This is a genomic window from Candidatus Nitrotoga sp. AM1P (genome assembly GCF_013168275.1).
GTDB lineage: Bacteria > Pseudomonadota > Gammaproteobacteria > Burkholderiales > Gallionellaceae > Nitrotoga.
Genome location: NZ_AP019547.1, coordinates 2,524,652 through 2,548,567 on the forward strand (window position 1 = coordinate 2,524,652; position 23,916 = coordinate 2,548,567).

Annotated in this window: 14 protein-coding genes and 2 pseudogenes; 9 read left to right on the forward strand and 7 right to left on the reverse strand. The window is 50.2% G+C overall.

Features of this window, described 5'->3' with window-relative positions; all coding sequences use genetic code 11:
• Position 1: 1 nt before the first annotated feature.
• Complete coding sequence (locus tag W01_RS11575) at positions 2–346, reverse strand: DMT family protein (RefSeq protein WP_173054855.1); 345 nt, start codon at positions 344–346, stop codon at positions 2–4.
• A gap of 186 nt (positions 347–532) precedes the next feature.
• Positions 533–4,264, reverse strand: coding sequence for a methionine synthase (metH, locus tag W01_RS11580; RefSeq protein ID WP_173054857.1), 3,732 nt, complete (start codon positions 4,262–4,264; stop codon positions 533–535).
• Between the two features lie 492 nt (positions 4,265–4,756).
• Here metH and W01_RS14730 point away from each other — a divergent pair.
• The 7 genes and pseudogenes from W01_RS14730 to W01_RS11610 all read left to right on the forward strand — a co-directional run.
• Positions 4,757–5,434 (forward strand): annotated as a pseudogene (locus tag W01_RS14730) (PAS domain-containing protein); the annotation flags it as partial.
• A 156-nt stretch (positions 5,435–5,590) separates the two neighbouring features.
• Positions 5,591–5,956 (forward strand): annotated as a pseudogene (locus W01_RS14735) (methyl-accepting chemotaxis protein); the annotation flags it as partial.
• Positions 5,957–6,438: 482 nt separating this feature from the next.
• Positions 6,439–6,756 (forward strand): UBP-type zinc finger domain-containing protein, encoded by a 318-nt coding sequence (locus tag W01_RS14740; RefSeq protein ID WP_173054862.1) that lies wholly within the window; start codon positions 6,439–6,441, stop codon positions 6,754–6,756.
• Positions 6,753–8,570 carry an FAD-dependent oxidoreductase gene (locus tag W01_RS11595; protein ID WP_242006950.1) on the forward strand — a complete coding sequence of 606 codons (1,818 nt, stop codon included), beginning with the start codon at positions 6,753–6,755 and terminating at the stop codon, positions 8,568–8,570. The genes W01_RS14740 and W01_RS11595 overlap by 4 nt, the downstream gene beginning before the upstream one ends.
• A 337-nt stretch (positions 8,571–8,907) precedes the next feature.
• Positions 8,908–9,135 carry a hypothetical protein gene (locus tag W01_RS11600; protein ID WP_173054864.1) on the forward strand — a complete coding sequence of 76 codons (228 nt, stop codon included), beginning with the start codon at positions 8,908–8,910 and terminating at the stop codon, positions 9,133–9,135.
• 178 nt (positions 9,136–9,313) lie between these two features.
• Entirely contained in the window at positions 9,314–10,351 is a 1,038-nt protein-coding gene (locus W01_RS11605) for a DUF2278 family protein (RefSeq protein ID WP_173054866.1), read from the forward strand.
• Positions 10,352–10,360: 9 nt separating this feature from the next.
• Entirely contained in the window at positions 10,361–12,001 is a 1,641-nt protein-coding gene (locus tag W01_RS11610; protein WP_173054869.1) for a phospholipase D-like domain-containing protein, read from the forward strand.
• Positions 12,002–15,183: 3,182 nt separating this feature from the next.
• Here the strand turns inward: W01_RS11610 and W01_RS11615 are convergent.
• Entirely contained in the window at positions 15,184–16,143 is a 960-nt protein-coding gene (locus tag W01_RS11615; RefSeq protein WP_173054871.1) for a cyanobactin maturation protease PatG family protein, read from the reverse strand.
• 67 nt (positions 16,144–16,210) lie between these two features.
• Here W01_RS11615 and W01_RS11620 point away from each other — a divergent pair, with 67 nt between their 5' ends.
• Positions 16,211–16,468 carry a hypothetical protein gene (locus W01_RS11620; RefSeq protein ID WP_173054873.1) on the forward strand — a complete coding sequence of 86 codons (258 nt, stop codon included), beginning with the start codon at positions 16,211–16,213 and terminating at the stop codon, positions 16,466–16,468.
• Here W01_RS11620 and W01_RS11625 read toward each other — a convergent pair.
• A complete protein-coding gene (locus W01_RS11625) occupies positions 16,445–17,320 on the reverse strand; it encodes a S8 family peptidase (protein ID WP_173054875.1) in 876 nt (291 codons plus the stop codon). The genes W01_RS11620 and W01_RS11625 overlap by 24 nt on opposite strands.
• A 477-nt stretch (positions 17,321–17,797) precedes the next feature.
• Positions 17,798–18,811: a tetratricopeptide repeat protein gene (locus W01_RS11630; RefSeq protein WP_173054877.1), complete on the reverse strand. Its 1,014-nt coding sequence runs from the start codon at positions 18,809–18,811 to the stop codon at positions 17,798–17,800.
• A gap of 426 nt (positions 18,812–19,237) precedes the next feature.
• Between W01_RS11630 and W01_RS11635 the strand changes: the two genes are divergently transcribed.
• Complete coding sequence (locus W01_RS11635) at positions 19,238–22,303, forward strand: EAL domain-containing protein (protein WP_242006951.1); 3,066 nt, start codon at positions 19,238–19,240, stop codon at positions 22,301–22,303.
• Between the two features lie 124 nt (positions 22,304–22,427).
• Here W01_RS11635 and W01_RS11640 read toward each other — a convergent pair whose 3' ends face one another.
• Positions 22,428–22,826 carry a YqaA family protein gene (locus W01_RS11640; RefSeq protein ID WP_173054881.1) on the reverse strand — a complete coding sequence of 133 codons (399 nt, stop codon included), beginning with the start codon at positions 22,824–22,826 and terminating at the stop codon, positions 22,428–22,430.
• Positions 22,827–22,887: 61 nt separating this feature from the next.
• The gene (locus tag W01_RS11645; RefSeq protein ID WP_242006952.1) at positions 22,888–23,703 is read right to left on the reverse strand and encodes a DUF4197 domain-containing protein; all 816 of its coding nucleotides are present in this window, start codon (positions 23,701–23,703) and stop codon (positions 22,888–22,890) included.
• Positions 23,704–23,916: the final 213 nt, after the last annotated feature.

A 23,916-nucleotide genomic window follows, 5' to 3' on the forward strand; every position in this document is an offset into this window, starting at 1 on the left:
GTTATGCCCTGAAAATAAAAAACACCGCGCCCATCAGGCACAGCGCGGCATACAGGTAGTCCAGCTTCAGCGGCTGGCCCATGTATAGCACGGCGAAAGGAACGAATACCGACAGGGTGATGACTTCCTGCAAAATTTTCAGTTGTCCCAAGCTGAGTTCGCTATAGCCGATGCGGTTGGCTGGTACCTGTAACAGATATTCGAATAGTGCGATGCCCCAGCTCACCAGCGCGGCAACGTACCACGGCGAATGGGTAAAATTTTTGAGGTGTCCATACCACGCAAAAGTCATGAACACGTTTGAAGCAATCAGTAGTAGTGTGGTTAGCAGCAGTGGGTGTGGCATGGCGCGGTACTGGTTTTAATAATTAAGGTAATGCTGAACAAGTCCCTCCGTTCGGGCTGAGCCTGTCGAAGCCATTTGTAATTTATTGGTTTTCAATTGGTACGTTTCGACAAGCTCAACGCGAACAGACTTGTTCAGCATAGCTTTAAACAACAAGGTTGCGATCAAAATATTGAAGCCGCTTTTTTATGCATCATAATTTAACACGGGCGCTAACCAGCGTTCGGTTTCTTCAAGGCTTAACCCCTTGCGTTGTGCGTAGTCTTCTATCTGATCTTTGTCTGCTTTTGCCGTAGCAAAATACTGCGATTGCGGATGCGAAAAATAAAAGCCGCTCACTGCGGCAGTCGGCAGCATGGCAAAACTTTCAGTCAGCGTAATGCCGGCCTTGTTGGGTGCGTCCAGCAGTTCAAACAGCGCGTGTTTCTCAGTGTGGTCAGGGCAAGCCGGGTAGCCTGGGGCAGGGCGGATGCCGCGATATTTTTCATCGATTAAATCTTCAGTGCTGGTCTGTTCGTCGGCGGCATAGCCCCAGAATTCGCGTCGAACACGGGCATGCAGCAGTTCGGCGAAGGCTTCGGCCAGACGGTCGGCCAAGGCTTTCAGCATAATGCTGTTGTAGTCGTCATGCTTGCTTTCGAATTCCGCCACGCGTTCATCAATGCCGATGCCGGTCGTAACCGCAAACGCGCCGATATAATCGGCCACGCCGCTTTCCTTGGGTGCGATGAAATCGCCGAGGCTCAGGTTGGGCTTGTCTTCAGGCTTTACCATTTGCTGACGCAGGTTGTGCCAGGTCATTGCCACCTGGCTGCGCGATTCATCAGTGTAAATTTCGATGTCGTCGCTATTGATACTGTTGGCCGGAAACAGGCCAAACACAGCGTTTGCGCCTAACCACTTCTCATCTATGATGCGTTTGAGCATGGCCTGTGCATCGTGGAACAAATTGCGTGCTGCTTCGCCGATCACTTTATCATTGAGAATTTTCGGGTACCGCCCGGACAGTTCCCAAGTCTGGAAGAATGGGGTCCAGTCGATGTAGGGGCTGATTTCTGCCAGCGAGTAGTCGCTGAGCGCCCGCACACCGATGAAGCTGGGCTTGGGTGGCGTATAGCTTGCCCAATCTGTTTTCAGGCCATGCGCGCGCGCGTCTGCCAGTTTGTAACGTGCACCTTGAGGTTTTTTGTTGGCATGCAGTTCGCGCGTCTTGGCATAGTCGGCCTTTATGCCAGCCACATAACTGTCGTGTAAAGTGCTGCTCAACAGGTTGTTGCACACCCCCACCGCACGCGACGCATCTGTCACATAAACGGTCACGCCGCTGGTGTAGTTAGGCTCGATTTTCACCGCCGTATGCACGCGCGAAGTGGTCGCGCCGCCGATCAGCAATGGAATGGTGAATCCCTGGCGCTGCATCTCCTTGGTCACATACGCCATCTCTTCCAGCGAGGGCGTAATCAATCCGGACAGGCCGATCATATCGGCGTTGTGCTCGCGCGCTGTGTCCAAAATTTTCTGGCACGGCACCATCACGCCCATGTTGACCACTTCGAAATTGTTGCACTGCAACACGACCGTGACGATGTTCTTGCCGATGTCATGCACATCACCCTTGACCGTGGCGATGACGATCTTGCCTTTGGGCTTGTTGTCGCCTGAGCGCGCCTTTTCCGCTTCTATGTAGGGCACCAGATGGGCCACTGCCTGTTTCATCACGCGCGCGGATTTCACCACTTGTGGCAAAAACATTTTGCCCGCGCCGAACAGGTCGCCGACCACGTTCATGCCGGTCATCAGCGCCCCTTCGATCACCTCGACCGGATAAGTCGCTTGTAAGCGCGCTTCCTCGGTGTCTTCCACGACATAGGTGTTAATGCCACGCACCAGCGCGTGGGTCAGGCGTTCCTGCACCGTGCCTTGTCGCCATGCCAGATCTTCCATCTGGACCTTGGCGCCGCCTGTCACATTTTCTGCCACTACTACCAGTCGTTCGCCCGCATCGGGACGGCGATTCAGTACGACGTCTTCCACCGCCTCGCGCAAATCTCTGGGAATTTCATCATATACGCCGAGCTGACCGGCATTGACGATCCCCATATTCATGCCGGCTTGTACCGCGTGATAGAGAAACACGGTGTGGATAGCCTCGCGCATCGCGTCGTTGCCACGGAATGAGAACGATACATTGGATACGCCGCCGCTAATTTTTGCGTAGGGCAGATTTTTCCTGATCCAGCGCGTGGCATCAATGAAGTCCACCGCATAGTTGTTGTGCTCTTCTATGCCGGTGGCGATGGCGAAAATGTTGGGGTCGAAAATAATATCTTCCGGCGGAAAGCCGACCTGATTCACCAGAATGTCATAGCTGCGCTGGCAAATTTCGATTTTGCGCTGTTGTGTATCGGCCTGTCCCTGTTCGTCAAATGCCATCACGACTGCCGCTGCACCATAGCGGCGCACCAGTTTGGCATATTTGATGAACTCGGCTTCGCCCTCTTTCATGCTGATCGAGTTGACGATGGCCTTACCCTGTACGCATTTCAGCCCAGCTTCGATCACCGACCACTTGGACGAATCTATCATCAGCGGCACACGTGAAATATCCGGCTCCGATGCAATCAGGTTGAGGTACTTCGTCATGGCAAGCTGCGAATCCAGCATCGCTTCATCCATGTTGATGTCGATAACCTGTGCGCCATTTTCTACTTGCTGTCGTGCCACGTTGACCGCTGTCGGATAATCGCCCGCGAGGACGAGGCGTGCAAACATTTTGGAACCGGTAACGTTGGTGCGCTCTCCGACGTTCACGAACAAGGAATCATCACCGATGTTGAATGGCTCCAGACCGGATAACCGACACTTCTTTTCAAGCTCTGGAATGTGGCGCGGGGGGATACCTTTTAATGCCTCGGCAATCGCTTTGATGTGTGCTGGCGTGGTACCGCAGCAGCCGCCCGCGATGTTGAGGAAACCGCTGGTGGCAAATTCCTTAACCAGCATGGCGGTATGTTCCGGCGATTCGTCGTAACCGGTTTCAGACAGTGGATTGGGCAAACCGGCATTGGGATGCGCACTTACACAAGTGGTGGCGACGCGCGACAATTCCTCGACGTAAGGGCGCATCAGTTCCGCTCCCAGCGCACAATTCAGACCGATTGATAACGGCTTGGTATGGGACAGTGAATTCCAGAATGCTTCAGTCGTTTGGCCTGACAAGGTGCGCCCGGAAGCATCGGTGATAGTGCCGGAAATCATGATCGGAACGCGCACGTTATGGAGATCGAAATACTGCTCTATGGCGAACAGTGCGGCCTTGGCGTTCAGCGTATCGAAAATGGTTTCCACCATCAGCAGATCCGCTCCGCCATCCAGCAGGCCGCGAATGGCTTCAGTATAGCCTTCCACCAGCTGATCGAAATTGATGTTGCGAAAACCGGGATCGTTTACGTCCGGGGAGATGGATGCGGTACGCGTAGTGGGCCCCAACACGCCCGCCACAAAGCGGGGCTTGCCCGGCACTCGGTTTTCGTATTCGTCGCATACCTCACGTGCCAGCTTTGCGCCAGCCACGTTCAACTCATATACCAAATGCTCCATCTGGTAATCCGCCATCGACACGGAGTTGGCGTTGAACGTGTTGGTTTCAAGGATATCCGCGCCCGCTTCCAGGTATTCTGCATGGATGCCACGAATGATCTGCGGCTGCGTCAGCAACAGCAGGTCATTGTTACCCTTGAGGTCGAGCGGGTGGTCGGCGAAACTCTGGCGAGGTCTGGTATCGCCATCATGCGCGACTATGCCGCGATAGTGTTCCTCGGTCAGCTTGTATCGCTGAATCATCGTTCCCATCGCACCGTCCAGAATAAGGATGCGTTGTTCCAGCAAACGTTCAATAAGATGGGGTGTACGGTTCATAAGTGTCAAAAACTTAAAAATGAGAGCAAATTTTACCATGTCTCATGCAAGACGAATTTCCTAACAGCCAATGGATAGTAATTTGCTGGTTGTGTCCGCTTTATTTCATAGTAGAAATAGTTAACGCTTAGCTTTTTGCGAAACGCCGTCCATTTATGACACATCACATTGATTTAGCTTTATTTATTGTTGATTTATAAGACAGTAGTCAACGTAATTAATTTTTTTGTTCTTACCTTTAAGAATAGTTAACTCGAGCCGACAATATCTACTAAATGTTTTAATTTTGCTTCATTTAAAACATTCGAGCTACAAAGTCCAGCTCTCAAAAAATATCCGTAACGTAACCATTCCTGCTTGGTTTAGAGGAATAATCTGAACCACCGGGGGTCACCAATGTTTGGCGCAAAAAAGAAATTAGAAAGTCAACTTGCAGACGTGGATGCTAAATATCGGCTCTTAGAAAATGATATAGATGCCATTAAAAAAAACATGGGTTATATAGAATTTACGCCGACGGGAGAAATTTTAGACGCCAATAATTTGTTTCTTTCAATCACCGGGTATCAACATTCGGAGATCAAAAGTAAACACCATCGAATTTTTTGTGATCCTTCTTATGTTGGGTCAAAAGAATACGCAGCATTTTGGGAAAATTTGCGCGCCGGTAAGTCACAAAATGGCACATTTCAGCGATTTGGTAAAAATAATCAAGGAATTTGGCTGGAGGCGAGTTATTTTCCTGTGAGCATCGGAAATGTGGTGGTGAAAATTATCAAGATTGCGTCTGATATTACACTAGCAAAAAATACGCTTTTAGATAGAAATGCAATGTTCACCGCGCTCGACAAGTCACTGGCGGTAATTGAATTTGATCCATCGGGAAATATTTTAACAGCCAACCAAAACTTTTTTAGCACCGTAGGCTATAGACTCCATGACTTAGTCGGTAAGCATCACCGAATATTTTGTTACGACAGCTTTTACAAATTGAATCCCCATTTTTGGGCGGGGCTAGCCAGTGGAAATTTTCAATCGGGACAGTTCGAGCGAAAAAACTCTTCGGGTGCCACGGTCTGGCTGGAAGCTACGTATAACCCCATTTTTGATAACAACGGAAAGGTGTATAAAGTCATTAAGTTTGCCAGTGATATCACTAACCGGATAAACACCACCCGCGCTGCTGCCGAGGCCGCTGCTTCAACTTCGGAACAGACCAGCCAAATAGCTACAAGCGCAATATTGGTTTTGAATGATGCAGTAATGACTTCCAGCAATATTTCGGAGCAAGTAAGTCATGCTGTTAACGTTATCGATCAGCTGAATAGCCATGCCAATAGTATTATCAAAATAGTGAGTACGATTCGAGCCATTGCCGATCAAACCAATCTGCTTGCGCTGAACGCGGCAATCGAAGCAGCCCGTGCAGGAGAACAGGGTCGTGGATTCGCTGTGGTAGCGGATGAGGTTAGAAAGCTGGCCGCAAGAACGAATGAAGCTACCGTTGAGATCGGGGGCGTCGTTAACTCTAACTGTGAATTGACGCGCACTATTCGTGAGCAAATGGATCAGGTAAGTCAAATATCGTTAAAAGGTCAGCAGAAAATTGCAGAAGTGTCCATCGGAATGCAAGAAATAGAAAAAGGAGTAAGCAATTTTGCTTTAACAGTCAATCAACTGATAAGTAAGTAAGGGGTACGGTGCGTGCCCCTTTCGGTCTGATAAATGGGACTTTTATGATAAAGCAAGCAATAGTTGCTTGGCAGAATTACTCTTACCATTGTAAGCATCAAGGCTGGGCTTGAACGCGTTGCAAATATTTGATCAATTTCATGATCTGCCAAGCTTGATGGAAAGGGCGCGAGTAGGGTCGCCCTAGTTGTTACGTTGATCATGAATCAATGACGTACGCCACGGATACGCTCTTAAAAATGTATTATTTATTGCGGGAGTAAATCATGTATCTAAATCAGAAAAAGACGCTGCCTGATCATGTAACCAGTCATTTATCACGCCCGGCGAAGTATTAGAGCGCATGTGGTAAGCTTTCCAGAGATACTGGTTATCATGCTAAATTAGCGTCATCCAAGGGTTGTTCAGAAGGTGCGGGACTCAATAAAACGGAAGTAAGGTTTCTTCAAGATATGATTGCGTGAAATACATAGGGAGGTTGTATGGCTTGTACGCATTTCGATAGCATTCGCGAAGTCACACCCTCTGCGGAGGGCTGCGAGGATTGCCTGAAGACCGGTGACTCATGGGTGCACCTTCGCCTATGCCGCCAGTGTGGCCACGTCGGCTGCTGTGATAGTTCGATAAACAAACATGCGACCAAGCATTATCATGCGACCGGCCATCCGATTATGGAATCCTACGACCCTCCGGACCCGTGGGGCTGGTGCTACATCGATCAGGAGATGCTCGATTTCAGCGGAAACCAGACCGCACACCTCCACCCTTCATCGATTTCTTTCAAGGATCGCAAGCGGTGATAAACGAAGTCACTGACGGTTTGCTCTCATCAGCGTCTGATCAAGTGGACGATGCCTCAGTCAATGCGGCAGATGCGCCCTTGCCTTCAAGCTTGGCATCGCGTCGTGAGCAGATGTTTCCCAAGCTTACCCCCGCAGAAATTAATCGGTTACGGCGTTTTGGCACGGTGCGCACTTGGCAGCCCGACGAAATATTGTTTGATCCCAGCATGCGCGGAGCGGGCATGTTCGTTTTGCTGAGTGGGCGCATCTTGACGACGCGCAAAAATGGCTTGGGCATCGAGATTCCCATCGTTGAAAGCGGGCCGGGTAACTTTGCGGGAGAAGTCGGCCAGCTTTCGGGTCGCCCCCCGCTTGCTTCTGGACGTGCGCTTGAGGTAGTCGAAGCCCTGATGATAGATCCGCCTTCCTTGCGCGCAGTGGTCGTGGCTGAGGCCGAGCTTGGGGAACGTATTATGAGAACCCTGATCCTGCGGCGTATGGGCTTGATCGAAACCGGCGGGGGCGGCCCGTTACTGATAGGTGCCTCCGGCAGCGCAGGTATGGTGCGGCTGCAGGGATTCCTTTCAAGGAACGGTCATCCTCATCTTGTATTGGATCCGGCACTGGATAGCGTCGCCGAAGATGTGGTGAAGCTCCATCAACCACGCCCAGATGAATTGCCGCTGGTTGTGTGTTCCGATGGAACGGTTCTTAAGTGTCCCACCGAAAGGGAGCTTGCGCGTTGCCTCGGCTTGTATATCGATCTGAGCCTTGACCATGTCTACGACGTTGCGATTGTTGGCGCCGGCCCCGCTGGTCTTGCCTGCGCGGTCTATGCCGCATCTGAAGGGCTTTCCGTGCTTGTACTGGACACTTATGCGTTCGGCGGTCAAGCAGGTGCGAGCGCGAGAATCGAAAATTACCTCGGTTTCCCGACCGGGATTTCCGGTCAGGCGCTGGCCGGACGCGCTTATGTTCAGGCGCTGAAATTCGGTGCTGAAATGGTGGTGCCTGTTGAAGTTACGTCGCTTGATTGCACACGCTGTCCTCGTGCGCTCCAACTCGATTGTGGCGGACAGGTTTTGGCAAAAACCGTGGTTATCGCGACAGGCGCAAAATATCGGCGTCCTGGCATACCCGAACTCGAGAAATACGAAGGTCGCGGCGTTTATTACTGGGCTTCGCCGATTGAGGCCGCGCTATGCGGACAGGAGGAAGTCGTGCTCGTGGGTGGCGGCAATGCGGCCGGGCAAGCAATCGTATTCCTGGCTAGCAACGCGGCGCACGTCCATCATTTGATTCGCGGCTCTGACCTTGCAAAAAGCATGTCGAAATATCTCATCGACCGTATCGGAATGCTGGCGAACGTTACGCTGTACACAGAATCAGAGATTGTGGCAATCGAGGGTTCCGGTGAAGGCGTGAGCGGCGTGCAGTGGCTCAATCGCAAAGACGGCAGCAAACAGACTAAATCCATTCGGCGCATTTTTCTGTTCGTGGGTGCCGATCCGAACACCGACTGGCTCGAGAATTGCGGCGTGAACGTCGATGATAAGGGATTCGTCTGTACCGGGATCGATCTGCTGCCGGTCGATGACGCGCGCTCGACGCACCTGAAAAACGATCATCATCATCATCCCCTGTCGCTCGAAACGTCGGTACCGGGAGTATTCGCAATCGGCGATGCGCGTGCCAGCTCAACCAAACGTGTCGCTGCTGCTGTGGGTGAAGGCGCCGCAGTGGTCGCCCAAGTGCATGCCTGGCTTGCATCGCATGAAACTGTTTCGGCGCAAGCCACCGAACATGACAATCCCTTGGGGCGTGTTAGATGATGAGTCGTATGCCGCTCGTCTTCATTCTGGCCTTTCTATGCGCCGTCCGCACTTTCAGATAACGGCGCCTGATTATCCCAATACTCGCTTTATTCTCCCCTCCAAAAAAATAAGGATTTTGCTTATTCTCTTTTATTGCTGACGCTTTATCATGTTCTCAGCGGTGCCACTGACAATAATTTTGCCGCTGGATGGGCAACCAGTGGTAATTTCGCGTACTGCTTATCGGTACTCTCAGGCTAGACGTTGTTAAACCGCTGTTGCAAATAGGTTGCGGCGACAGGGCGACAGATAGGCTTTTAAAAGCAACCTTCATCATTCATTGCGGGAGTTAATCATGTTATCTAAATCAGCAAGAGATTTCATTCTTCACATTACCAACTATTTTCATGGTCACTGGGAAGATCCTGAATGGGGAAGAAGGCCTGTTAATCAAATATTAGTTAGCTTGGCTATTCGTGAATTAGCCAATGGGATTCAGGATGCAGAAACTCGTGAACAGATCCATACCATCACTGACAAGGTCGTTTCGATCAATGCTCAACGTGTAGTAAAAGAAAAATAAATAAAAAATAATTGACGATCAATCTCGTGAAACTTAACTGATCTACAGAGATGCTGGCAATTCAGGTTAATTGCCAGGAAACCGTTCAAGGGTCTTTTCACGGGATTTCGTACTCAGTTTCATTATTTTAATTCTAGTTACTCAGTCGATATCTGAAAATATTTATTCTGGAGGCAACATGCCACTCAAGACTTACGGCGTTTTGAAAGGTAGGGCCATTGCCCGTCGTTTGGGTTCAGGCTCTTCACCGCACTACCAAGTCCACATTGTGGATGAGATGGGTACTAATTACCGTATTGCAATCAATGTGAAGTCGCAATTAGCACCTTCAGAACTGATGTTCTATGTAAAGCCGTATTTCGTGCATCCGCTCACATCCGTTGTCGCCGGCTTGCCAAGCGGCTTCAGCCCACTTGCGCCAAATTCTGCCTCGGGCGCGCTTGACCTGATTCGCGGCAATCTGATGCAGCCGGGAATGATGACGCCGCTTCCTGTTTCTCTGCCCGGCCCTGATAACGATTTGAACGAGAAGCTTGATCAGATTGTGCAGCGTGCTATGGCTGATGAGGAGGCGCTGGTTTATGCTTTCGGCGAGCGCTGGGGGCCGGAAAATAACAAGGCAGATAAGTACTTCGGCTTCGTGCCCGGTAATGGCATTCATGACATTCACATGAACCAGGGTAATGTGGGCAGCTTCGTACAGGACGACGGTGTGTGGCAGGATGGCGGCCTGTTGTTTCAATTTCCCAATCAACAACAGTGGACGGCTGTCTTTCTGAAGTTCCAGTCGCAAAGCTGGCACACCAGCGATGTCACCGGACACACATTAAGTGGTACGGACGATGGTGAACCAGTCAATCCCGATCCTATTGTGCCGCAACCGACAGATACAGCACCCGATGGATTGGTCCGCATTGTCGCGGCGATGGTTAATTCGAAGGCTTCACCAGAAATGGAGTGGATTTACATACTGAATGCAAGTGATCGTGCTGTCCCTCTGGCTGGCTGGCATATGGCTGATAAGCAGAAAGCGAAAATGCCCTTGAGCGGCGCTCTTGACGCTGGCGCCATGTTGCGCGTTGATGTGCGCTCACCCATGGTCTTGTCTAATAAGGGGGGCATCATCACCCTGTTGAATCAGAACGGTTTGAAGGTGCATGGCGTTTCCTACACCAAGGAGCAAGCCAATCAACCCGGTTGGACAATTGTCTTTTAGGAGTGTGTCATGCGCATTACCAAGAAACTTGGCAAATTGACGGTGCAGGCAGTTGCGGGTACGCATGTGGTGCTGCTTGGTTGGAGCATGACGAAAGCCGATTCGCGCCGCGTGCTGGGATTTGCCGTTCATCGCACGGATCATACCGAGGACGAGGCCTATTGGCTGGAGGGCATAAAGGTATTCGCCGAAACCGACCCAGGTACGGACAAGGCCTCGTTGCGTTGCCATCCGGTGCAGGGTTTCACGTGGTCCGATTTCACGGCCAAGCCGGGCTACGATTATACCTATCGTGTAGTGGCACTGAAGGGTTCGCCCAGGAGCTTGATTGAAGATGATGAGATCGAGGTGCGTGTGCAAACCGAAAAGGAAGACAACGGTCTGCACGAAGTGTGGTTCAATCGCGGCGCCGCTGCCAGCCAGGAGTACGCACGCCGCTTCAAAAACAAGAGTCCCGAAATAGTGGGTAAACCCGCCTTTGATTGGCTTTCGCGCGGTTTAATGGAAGCGCTACTCGAGTTTTTGTTGCGTGCGAAGAACAGTCAATGGACGTTGCGGGTGGCCGCTTACCAATTCACCAACGAAACTGTTTTAAAGGCGTTGAAATCGGCCAAGGATCGCGGCGTTGACGTGAGCATCTTATACGACGGCCGTGACGAAAAAGTATCCGCACTTAATAAGGCAGCGGTGCTCAATGCGGGTATCGACAGTCTATGCAGGCAGCGTACCGCAAATCCAAGCGCCATCGCACATAATAAATTTATCGTATTGTTAAAGGATAATCAGCCGCAGGCGGTTTGGACGGGCTCGACGAATATCACGGATGGCGGCATCTTCGGACATTCGAATGTCGGACACGTGGTGAACGATATGAGCATTGCAAGTAGCTATCATGATTACTGGAATTTACTTACAGCTGATCCTAAATTTCCCTTGTTGCGCCCCGGTGTGGAAACGTTAACGCCGACGCCTGTCCTTGGCAGCTCGCCCAGGCAAGCAACCAGCGTGCTCTTTAGTCCCCGCTCTGGTGTGAAACTGCTCTCATGGTATGCCGAACAGGCCGCCGCTGCGCAATCGATGCTTTGCATGGCTTTTGCTTTTGGTATCAACAAAGCCTTTGTCCCCGTATTTGATAAGCCCTTTGGTGGGTTGCGTTATGCCTTGCTTGATAATGATGGCAATCGGCCCGAACCAGAAGCGGAAGTATTACGGCTGCGGAAATTGCCCTTTAATCGTTTTGCGATCGGCAGCCTGATTCGCGTAAATAGTTTTGATAAGTGGCTGAAGGAGAGGTTGAGTGGCTTGAATTCGCATGTGCCGTATATTCATACGAAATTCATGTTGATCGATCCGTTGGGATCGAATCCAATTGTAATCTCAGGATCGGCAAATTTCTCGGATGCCTCGACCAATGCCAACGACGAGAACATGCTGGTGATTCAAGGCAACACGACTGTGGCAGACATCTATCTGACGGAGTTCTTCCGTCTCTGGAATCACTATGCATTTCGCGAATGGTTGGCAAAAAATCAGGGCAATCCCAACGTGACACCGCAATTTTTGAAGGTGGACGATACTTGGCGGAATATTTATTTCGGTAACACTGAACAATCACGACAAAGAGTGTTGTTTTCCGGGGCAACCAGCTAGTGCATGGTCGCGAAACTTCTGGATTCAATTCTGCAAAACGTTAACTCGCAAGGGGAGTTGCGAGGGGGCTGGACGGAATCTTTCTACGCGACGATGACTGCAACGAATGACTGATTTGGTAATGTCTGTTCTCGATTTAACTGCGCGGTTCACATATTTTTGCCGGACAGCCCCAACCACCACGTGCCGTTGCAATGACGGCAATGGGCAGGAAGCACATATTAGGACAGTGTTTCACACGCAACTGGATCATAAAAAAATAGATAACATCCGAGCGCTGAATGACCATATGCCCAGATTGTCCACCCTACCGGTCTATTACATCAGATAGGAAAGGTCTCGCACGATCCACCCGCAATACAACAGCTAGCAATACCGAAACCCCAGCAGCAGCAAGTCCTGCCTTTCATGCTGTTGAAACAATCACATCCGATGGGTCTCAGGGCGGGATGTATCATTCCTATTTCACCTTGCTTGAGGCCAGCCAACATAGCATCTGCTTGGTAGTGTGTACTATTCCCATAAAACGAAGCTTCCGCTGAAAAACCCGGCATTCTCGTCATGTTCATCTTGGTCTCCTCTCTTCAATTTGGTTGGTTAGGGTTGAGTTAGCAACTTTATAACATTCATGTGTACTATAGCCTAGGCGGGCAACGCTTTTTGTTCACCGCTTTCGGGCATTCGCAGTTATTCCGCATCATAGGTAGTGACACCCATTCAGGTGGGCACGAAAATTATGTGCCCACCTTAACTAACTCAACTCCGCCCTGCTATTGCCGGCCGCACACTTGCCATGAGAACCACGTCAATCGCAAGATGCGACGCGTTTTGTACTTAAGCGCTTCCTGTGCTCGTTCTGTTATAGCAAAATCCATTTGCCAAAAAAACTGGGTGACCGCGGCGCCACAAAACACCGTCCGGATCGGAGTCAGCCTCCACAGCTTTGTTCCCACTCCCTAAAGACTTCAGGTTCGCAACTTACGTGACCCTCACCTGGCGGAATACCTAGCTCTGAACTCCCCGGTCCTCCCTCTACGACCGTACATTCATATCCCCACAAGAAACATTCGCGTGTCCCGTTCACACAAGGTCCACACTGGCGTCGCACGTGACTACGAAACTGAGGTTGGACAACTGCGCCACCGTCTGCAGAGTTACCAAAAAAGCCACTCAAGTAAGTCGCAGTCGGTTGGTAGATACTTACCTCTGCAGTGAATCCAGGCATATTCATAATGTTCATTTTGTATCTCCTTTTGGTTGGTTAGATTCAATGGTCATAGCACGTAGTTGAAATGTCCTCAGGAATCCAAACAATACTGTGATATTCAAGTATTGGGGTTTGTGGCCTCTGGTCAGATCGCTGGGCAATTAGACTAGAGAAAAAAAGCCGTTCTGGAAATTACCAACAGTGTCTATTCTAGATTTTACGGCCCTGTCATAGCATTTGTTGGGGTAATCACAATCTATGCAAACTGGAAAGTTGTTTGGCGAAGGAGCGGTGCAACAGCGCCCCATTGAGTCGTAAGTACCACTGATCACAGTGCCGGAGATCCGTCCGTAGCATTTGCCACCGGGTGTGTTTTCACTATTCGGCTTCTGCATGTACACTTGGTTGTCATTTTTTCCACTGCCGAAACTTCGAGCTACTTCAGACTGGAAATGACTAACAGTGATGTAAATTGAATTCTCTGCCGTAAATCCAGGCATATTCATAATGCTCATTTTCACATCTCCTTTCGGTTAGTTTGGTTCAACGGCCACAGCCAATAGTTGGGATGTCCTCAGAAATCTAAACAATACGGTGGTATCAAGTGATGGGGTTCGTTGTCTCACTCTAACCTATGGCGCTGTGGCCACCCTACTTATTGCCTCAGTGGAAAAAGCAGTTATCTCTGACCTCTTCGCAGGAGCAGGGCCCTCCAAAAAGACACGAAGCCCAAAGATCGGGTCTGAATGCTGCGAGCCCAACCGCCGAACAGGCAAAATACCCAGCCCAACACACCGCATTTGCGTCCGCCGGCCGCGTTGGTCCGCTTCCGCTGCCTTTGATACCACCGGGGTCGCGACATCTGGCTGCGCATTTTGCGGCTGACCAGTCAGGGTGTTGATCTCTGCAATCCATAACGCAACCCACTTTGCCCGGGGCGTTCTTGTTGGGGAGTTGTGGGATAACGGCAGTTTTTTGCAGTTCACCCTGTTGTCCAAAAGAACAGTAGCGATTGTTTGACCTGTAGAGAGAAGCTTGTGCTGTAAATTCAGGCATGTTCATTTTGGAACCTCCTAGTATTTTCACGTTTAACGGTCAAAGTACGGTGCCATCTTGGCAACGAGGAACGGAAATTCCTCAGTCCCATCCGCGAGCATTATTTCACTCAACCACCAAAGGGATCGCACAAAGTGCTACATTCACGCTGCGGCCACAAACAGAATGGGAAAGGAACCCATAAACATAGCTCAGGTCTGACGACGCTTCTGCACCTTGTCGTGCAAGCTTGTGGCGTTACTTGTGATCCTGGTGTTTGCTGCGGTCCGACTACGTTGTACTGAATTATCGCTTTGTATATTGACAGTTCGGCAGTAAATCCAGGCATATTCATAATGTTCATTTATATCCCCTTTCGGTTGGTTAGGTTTAACGGTCATAGCCCGTAGTTGGCGTGTCCTCAGGAATCCAAACAATACGGTGGTATCAAGTGTTGGGGTTCGTTGCCTTACCCCAACTACGCGCTATCGTGAAAATATTCGAGCCTGGCTCCTATAATTTTGATGTTGGTACAAGAACGAAAACTCCTCACCCTGCCTACGATTACCGTTGTCTCACACGGCACGAGAACTAACCAGCGTCGCGTCGCTCCGAGCAGCATCGGGCGATCTGGGGTCACGATAGATCTCGCTGCCCATGCTGAGCAGAATCCGCATCCTATCGATCAATCACGGCCGCACTGCCTTTTGTAGACGGCACAGCAGTGGTTCCCGCGTGGACCACTCCGGCAACATCGACTTAACGTAATGCAAACGTCCCGAGGAAGCATACTTGGTAAGATAATATTTTGTCTCATACCATTACCGTCTCTATTGAGATTCCCGGACATATCGTAAACTTTTCCGGTATTGTATATTGAGGCTTCTGCGGTAAAACCTGGCATTTTCACGGTGTTCATTTTAGATCTCCTACGTTAAGTTTAGCGATCATAATATGGCGACATCTTCGTTACCAGGAATGGAAACTCCTCGGTCACGTCGCAGCGCACAAAGAACTTCTCGGTGAAATCAGTATTGCGATTGGTATAGGAAAAGATGACATCGACAATGTTGCGCGTGCTGCTCAAGGGCGAGGGCCGGACTTCCACTCCTGTCAACGAGAAGTCCCGCCCGAACTCCTCGGCTGCCTTGGCATAAATGGCCGGATAGCGCATGACCAAGTAGTTCAGGACGCGGTGCTCGTCGGTTGCACCGGCGTTGTCTGTCAGTTGCATGATCCTGTTGAATAGTTCCTCGGCTGCCGGGCCGAACTGCGCGGCTGTGGTTTTTTCCGGCTTTGGGATGGCCTTGATGAGTGCATCGCGATTGAAGGAATAAATTTGGTCGAATGCAACAATAGGAATCATTAGCCCATTGCACATTTCCGGCGGGGCGATAGGTCCGCGCAGGCCGATGACGACATCGATATCATCGGGGCTGGGGGCCGGCCGGATGGCCTCCACCAGCAGATCAATATCGGCGGGATCGCGTGGTTGCAGCAGATAGGTTTCCAGCCCCTGGATGCTCAGCACCCAGCACAGTTGGCGCACCAGGTAGCGGTTCTCACGTTGGGACAGAACGGCGTGGAAGGTCTGTTGGTCGGTTTTTCCGACAGTTTCTGTCCGCCCGGTCGCTTGGGCGAACTCCTTTTCCACGGAGAGATTCGGGAAGCGCGCTTCGACCCGGCCGATGGCATAGACATAAGGCACCATCCCGGTACCACCGTTGAGGCTCAAACTGGCATTCCCTGCGCAGCCGCAGGTTCCGGTTCCACCCTGTGGAGCGATCGTCGAAGTTGTACGGGCCCCGGGATAGGGTGAAACAGGGACAATGGTTCCATCATTCTTCTTAACCTGCCCGCTGTCAATTGACTGTTCTATCGATTCAGTTTGTTCATTCATAATCGTTTCTCCTTGAGCTAGTAGTAAATTTAAACCGTGCTTAACAAATATTATCGATCTCTAAAAAATGATTTTCCTACTTCGACTATCGATTCGTGAAAACTATTCTGCGGTTGAGCGCGGCGGCTCGCTGTTCGCAGCCTCCGCAGGGTTGTATCCCAAAATAGGAGGTCGCTCGTTTAATTACATCACCCAGCCCGATTTCATCGTCAGTGATAAACCCAGGCAGGCGCACGCGCCGAGGCGTGTGTTCGCTTTGGCCGATGGAATCATTGCCTTTGCTTATGTTGGTCATGGTTATTTATCTCCCCGCATTCGTTGTTAACAGGATTTGATAGGCTGTTGCAGCGTCCAGCAAAGGCGGAACTATCGAGGCGCGCCGCGGTGTGGAAGCTTGGGTGACGGCAAGTTTGATTTGTGCCGCGGTCGCAGAGGGAAATTCCGACCACAATAGCGCAATCGCTCCAGTCACAAATGGCACCGCCACGCTTGTGCCTCCAAAGGTTAGCGATTGGCCTTCAGCGCCGAGACTGGTGATGGCATCACCGGGCGCGCTTAAGCCTCGCCTGCCAATCGAACTCCCCAGATTCGACTCGTTCATCGGTCTGCCTCGAAGGTCACAGGACACCACCGGAATGACCCACGGATGGCGAGTAATGGCAGAACTGCCTAGGGTGCCTTGATTGCCCGCCGCTGCGGCAACGATCACCCCGCGCCTGACTGCCTGATTGAGCGCTTCTTCCAAGGACTGCTCCCCTTTGGTGGAAGGTTGCGCGAGGGCGAGGCTCAAGTTGATGACGCGCGCGCCGGCGTCGATGCATTCGATGATCGCCGCTGCAAGTTCCTGCGGCGTCGCACTCGGCATGTGTTCGCGTCCCGAGGTCAACTCGGCAAAAATGGGGCGAACCAAGAGAGTGCAGTTGGGACAAATGGCGGGGGCGGAGGAATTGCGCTTTGCCGACAAAATGCCGGCTACAAAAGTTCCATGCGTGCACGCTGTGCTGTTGGCCTGTGCGCACGCAGCGCCATTATTTTCGGGAATCTCGCGGAGATATTCGACCGCCAGATCGGGGTGTTGGGTAGCGACAGGCCCGTCAATAAGCCCGATCTTCACTTCAGAGCTACCGCTGGTGCGCTCCATCAACGCTGTGAGCTTGACTAAGTCCAAAGGATCCATAAGCTTTGACACCCGTTGTTCTGTTTAACAAATTATTACTTGGTTCCAGATGACATATGCTCTCTTCAAGTACAGGCGATTGCCAACCTTGCTTTATGGACGAACATTAAATACTGTAGCCGATCGCCGTCTGTACGTTATCACACAGAGAGGCGGGCTTTTTTCATGGAATTTAAGCGGTAGTTGGCGCGGATGACTTAATTAAAAATGTCATTTGCCTTGGCAGTCCAGATGAAGGGTTTTGGATTTTGATTGTGTATGGCGACATATATAGACCAACTCATCAAACGACGGCTTTAATAGCCGTCGTTTGTGGGTGATGCTACGCCAACAGAAGCATCGACCGGGTCAAGTACGATACCGACACGATTATAAACAATGGCCGAATTTCCTACCCCTATTCAACGTCTCATGGAATCGAAGATAAATTAGGCAGGAAATTTATCTGTCTTCGTTCAGAACTCTAAATATGTTGTTCTAATCACAGTTTGTGTAATTGTTCTTCTTGCAATCGCGTGCCAATTTTTGCGCTTCAGCAATTTGGGCCGGTGTCATGTGTTGAGCCGCTTTATTAAGATTTTCCTGCGCGGCACTATAACCATTGATTGTTGCGAGACTAAACCACATATGTGCGCGAACATAATCTTGCGTAACGCCTTGACCGAGGTTATAACTTAAGCCAAGACTATTTTGTGCGGTTGCATGGCCTTGTTTGGCCGCCAAACGAAACCACTTTACTGCTTCCTGATAGTCCTGATTAATGCCCTGCTTGTTGGCATAACTTAAGCCAAGATAATATTGTGCCTTTGCATGTCCTTGTTCGGCCGCCAAGCGAAACCACTTTACCGCTTCCTGAGTGTCTTGGGTAACGCCCTGGCCGTTGCCGTAGCTTACTCCAAGATTAAATTGTGCTTTTGCATGCCCTTGCTTGGCAGCCAGGTGAAGCCACTTCACCGCTTCCTGGTAATTTTGCGCTACAATTTTCCCATCAAGATAGATTCCACCAAGGATGTATTGTGCGATTGTATCGCCCTGCTCGGCAGCTAAACGAAACCACTTGATAGCTTCCTCAAAGTTTTGTACTACACCCTGCCCGTTGGCATAGCTTAGGCCAAGATTAAATTGTGCCTTGGTATGCTTTTGTTCGGCCGCCAAGCGAAACCACTTTATCGCTTCCTGGTAGTCCTGAGTAACCCCTTGGCCGTTGCCGTAACTTAATCCCAGATTAAATTGTGCATTTGCAAGTCCTTGTTGGGCAGCCAGGCGAAACCACTTTACCGCTTCCTGACTGTCTTGGGTAACGCCGTCTCCATAGAGAAATATTTCACCAAGGTTGTTTTGCGCAGTTGCATCACCTTGTTCGGCCGCCAAGCGTAATGTTTCTTTAACGTGCGCATATTTCCCTTCTGCCTTGCCCTCATCAGGATGTGCTTTGGCCAGGCCACTGCTCATTGCCAATATTACAGTTAAATAAAAAAACCATTTTTTCATTGAATTTCCTCAGAGATTACTTCGCACCGTGTATGAAAAGCTCGCCTTTATTGCCTAGCGTTCGCCAAACTAAAGTTGCTTACCTTGATCATTATAATGGCATTCAACATGCGCATGTACCTACTGGTGAGGTATAGCCTCTCATCCCAGATTTGCTGTTTCATTGCGGCCCACTGTGTTTGTCATCTATCATGTTTAAATATTTTATAACCGCATTGCGTTTACTAAATCAGCGTTACCTTAGCGCAGAATCTGGCATAAATGCCGAATGTTTTTGTTGCATCCCGAAATTGAATCCGCGTCAGAATCTACGCGCCAGTTAACTTTTTTTGCAAGATGTCGACGCGCTTAGAAAGAATGAACACAATGACAATTTTCAAGAACAACTTGCCCCGATTTTCGAACCACCTCTGGGTGACACTGGGTATGCTCGTTGTTTTCGCTATAACCTTTGCCGTTTATGCTTGTGCAGAAAAAGAAATCGGGCGTGCTAATGAGTTGCGGCAGCGGTCTTTTCTGCTGGCTGATGAATTGCGCCAATCGTCTGATGACCTGACACGTATGGTTCGCACCTATGTGGTGATCGGAGACCCAATCTATAAACAACACTATCAGGAAATCCTCGACATCCAGGATGGCAGAAAGCCTCGCCCAATCGACTACCACAACATCTACTGGGATATCGTGCTGCGCGATGACCAGCGTCCGCGGCCGCCAGGGCTGGCGGTTCCCTTGCTGGAGTTGATGCGAGGGGCTGGTTTTACTAAAGAAGAGTTCGCCAAACTAGCGGAGGCAAAAGCCAATTCGGATACGCTCACACGCACTGAATTTGCTGCAATGAAACTGATCGAATCAACCAGCCCGCTGACCGAGGCGAACCGCGCCGGGGCAATGGCTATATTGCATGACGAGGCTTACCATCAAGCCAAGGTCAGCGTCATGCGGCCGATCAGCCAGTTTCAAAGAATGGCCGATAAACGTACCTTGGAGGCCGTGCATACCGCCGAAACCTACGCTACCTTGATACGTTCGATCTTCATCCTGCTGGGCATGTTGCTGGCATTCCTACTGTGGAAACTGCAACGGAACTTGTATGCAACTCTGGGCGGCTCAGTGAACGAGCTGCATACGCGCATCGCCCATCTTGGCAGTGGAAATTTTTCATCCGTCATTACGGTCGCTAAAGGCATGGAAAACAGCGTGCTGGACTGGTTATCAGAAACACAGATCAGTTTGGCCAGAATTGATGCTCAACGTAAGGAAGCTGAAGCAAAAAATCAACGCTTGACCAAGCTTTATGCCGCTTTGAGCAAGTGTAACCAAGCTATCGTGCGCTGTACCAGTGAGACGGAGTTGTTCACGCAAGTCTGCCGCGTGGTAGTGAATTTTGGTGGCATGGATATGGCATGGGTAGGCGTACTTGAAGAACAGAGTGACTACATAAAGCCGGTCGCATCCTTTGGCAGTGGAGTGGAATATCTCAAAGGGTTGCAGATTCCAGTGGCAGCCAATGAACCATACGGACGCGGGCCAACTAGCTCGGCGTTCCGCGAAAATTTGCCATTCTGGTGTCAAAATTTTCAACATGACCCTATTACTACGCAGTGGCATAAGCACGGTGCACGGTTTGGGTGGGCGTCATCTGCCGCGCTTCCGCTGCATCGTAATGGAGAAGTCAGCGGGGTTTTAACCCTCTATACCGATGTGGACAACGCCTTCGACGAAAATGTGCGTAATTTGCTGGTGGGAATGGCGATGGACATAGACTATGCGCTGAAAAGTTTTGAGCACGAGGCTCAACGTAAGCGGGCAGAAGAAGCGTTGCGGGAGAGCGAGCAGCGCTTGCGCACTATCATCGAGACGGAGCCGGAATGCATAAAGGTTTTAGACAGCGGCGGTCGAATCCTGGAAATGAACGCTATGGGCCTCGCCATGTTCGAAGCAGACTCCATAGATGAGGTGCAACGGCATAAACTCGTAGATTATATTCTTTCCGAGTATCACGGTGCCTTTCTCGCCATGCATAAGCGCGTGATGAGAGGTGAAAGTTGTTTTTTTGAATTTGAAATCAAAGGCATCAAAGGGACGCAGCGCTGGCTGGAAACTCATGCCGCGCCATTAAGTAATGCGGACGGCACAATCACGATGTTGCTTGGTATTACCAGAGATATCACCGCGCGCAAGGAAGCTGAAAAGCGTATTCAATACCTGGCACATTTCGACTCGCTCACCGGGTTACCGAACCGCGTTCAGTTGAACAGTCACGCCAAATATGTCATCAGTTTGGCGCAGCGGAGTCAAGTGCCAGTGACGTTGATGTTCCTCGATCTCGATCACTTCAAGGATATTAACGATACGCTCGGTCACAGTGTTGGTGATGCTTTGTTGGTCGAACTGGCCAAACGGCTGCGCTTGGTGCTACGTGAGGAAGATATGGTGTCGCGCCTTGGGGGGGATGAATTCATCTTCTTATTGTACGGCGTCGATGCACACGAAGCGCCTCTGGTGGCGCAGAAGCTGCTGGATGTTATCGCTGTACCCTGCCAGATAGAACAGTATGATCTGAATGTAACCGGCTCGATTGGCATTGCCCTTTATCCAGGCGACGGCACAGATCTGGAGGCGCTTTCTAAAAGCGCCGATTCCGCCATGTATCGCGCCAAGCATGAAGGGCGTCATGGCTACCGTTTCTTTACGGCTGAAATGCAGATTCGTTCGGCGCGCCATCTGAAACTGGTTAATGCGTTGCGCCAGGCGTTGGAACGTAATCAACTACAAATATACTACCAGCCTCAGGTTTCCATGCAGGATGGACGCATCATCGGGGCGGAAGCTCTGTTGCACTGGACACATCCCGCGCTGGGTTCAGTTTCGCCATCGGAATTCATTCCCTCCGCAGAAGAAAGCGGGCTGATTATGCCGATTGGGGAGTGGGTGCTGAGGCACGCGGCGCGACAGGCAAAATCGTGGATGCAGAATGGCCTGGTTCCGCTGGTCATGGCGGTGAATCTTTCCGCGGTTCAGTTCCGCCATCCCGATTTGCCCAATTTGATCACGCGTATCCTCGACGAAGAGGGCTTGCCGCCAGAGTATCTGGAGCTGGAGCTGACCGAGGGCGTAGCGATGCATGACCCACAAAATGCTATTGCCGTGATGAACAAACTGCACGAGCGTGGCGTGCGTATGTCGATCGATGATTTTGGTACCGGCTATTCCTCACTGAGTCATCTGAAAAAATTCAAAGTGTACAAACTTAAGATTGATCAATCTTTTGTGCGTGATATCAGCACCGATCCAGAAGACAGGGCTATCGTTAGTGCCGTTATCAACATGGCCAAGAGCCTTGGTCTGCAAACCATTGCTGAGGGAGTGGAAACGGCGGGGCAACTGGCGTTTTTGCGGGAACAGGGTTGTGATGAGATGCAGGGCTACTATTATTGCAAACCATTGCCAGCCGACGAATTCGAGGAATTTGTTCGATTAAAAGTCTGAAAGTATTAAGTATAACTTGTTGTTTATGCTAACAATAGTATGCGATTGTTCATACGTCAATTCTTCTATGAGGAAGCGGCATCGAAGTAATGGGATTGTGAGTTTTTCGCCCGATTTTATGGATTCAAATTTGGGTTGCGATCGCAATGATCCAGTACCGCGCGAATTTGCCTATCGCCATGAATAATGCAGCGTGCCAAGGATTGAGCCTTAGCCATCCGGCAGCAAGACACAGCGCATCACCCAGTAATGGCACCCAGGCAAGCAGTAATGCGGGTGTACCGTAGTACTGTATTTTCTCCACATGTTTGAGCTTATGGGTTTGCGGTAACAATCGCCCCATACCGAATGACACCATGCCGCCTAGCGTATTGCCGAGCGCGCTGAGCAAAAGCGCAGGCCAGAATAATTCCGGGTATATTTTGAGCACACTGACCAGTACAATTTCAGAACCACCAGGAAGCAAGGTGGCGGCAAGGAAGCTGCTAATGAAAAGCGATAACAGACTGGTAGATTCAGTCATGTCCAGAAAGTGGGCGGCTTGCCAAAACCACCCTCCCCACTAAAAGTGAATGACAGACCGATTAAAACTTGATTGCTGAAAAAATCTTTTTTGCTAGATTACCCGTTGCTTCCAGCGGGTTTGCGCGAATCGCTTTTTCCTGTTCAGCCATCATCAAAAATAAGCCGTCCATTGCTTTGCGGGTAATGTAGTCATCCATCTTGGTATCGCGTTTGTCTATTAAACCAAACTGTACCCCCTTGTCAGCGAACTGATCATAGGTTTCCGCGAGCTTCACTTTCTGTATTGAAGTTGCCACGACAGGTTTAAATTTTCCGGCCAGCGCAGTTTCAGTGTTTTTGCGGAAATATTGCGTGGCGGCATCACTGCCGCCCGTGAGTATGCCTTTGGCATCGTCCACGGACATTTTATTGACTGCACCGACTAATAGATCTTTTGCTTCAGGAACCGCTGTTTCGGCGGCCCGATTTATAGAGGTAGTCAAGTCGTCAGCATACTTTCCCATGCCAAATTTACGTAATAAGCCATCCGCTTTTTGCAGACTTTCCGGCAGCGGAATGCGCACCTTGTCGTTACCGAGGTAACCGTTCTCTTTGGAAAGATTGGCAACGGCAGTTTCTGCACCCTGAATGAGGGCTTGCTTCAAGCTACTAACCTGATCATTGTTGCTAAAATCGGCCAAATTTGCCGCAGATTTTGGCGCCCCCGTGGTTGCCGGTGTATTGCTAGAGGCTGCAGGTGTTGAGTTTTGTGGGGTAGATTTCCCAAAACTGCCAAGTTCTTTGTTGATTAAATCACCAAAATCAATGGCGTGAGCATGGCTAGCAGTAAGGGTAATAGAGATAAATAGAATACTTTGGATCATATGTCGGGGCATGATGATGTTTCTCCTGTCAGAGTGGGTTTAAAAGTTTATAGGTAACTATCGTAAAGTTTTTGGGAAGCACGCAGATATAGTATCGAGCATATTATTACAATGTGGTAAAAAGTGTGTTGGAGAGGATGCATAATGTTCCTGCATTGTGAAACTGAAACCACGTTATCATTTTTTGCCTGATTAATCTGCATTAGTGTATTTATGTAACTATTC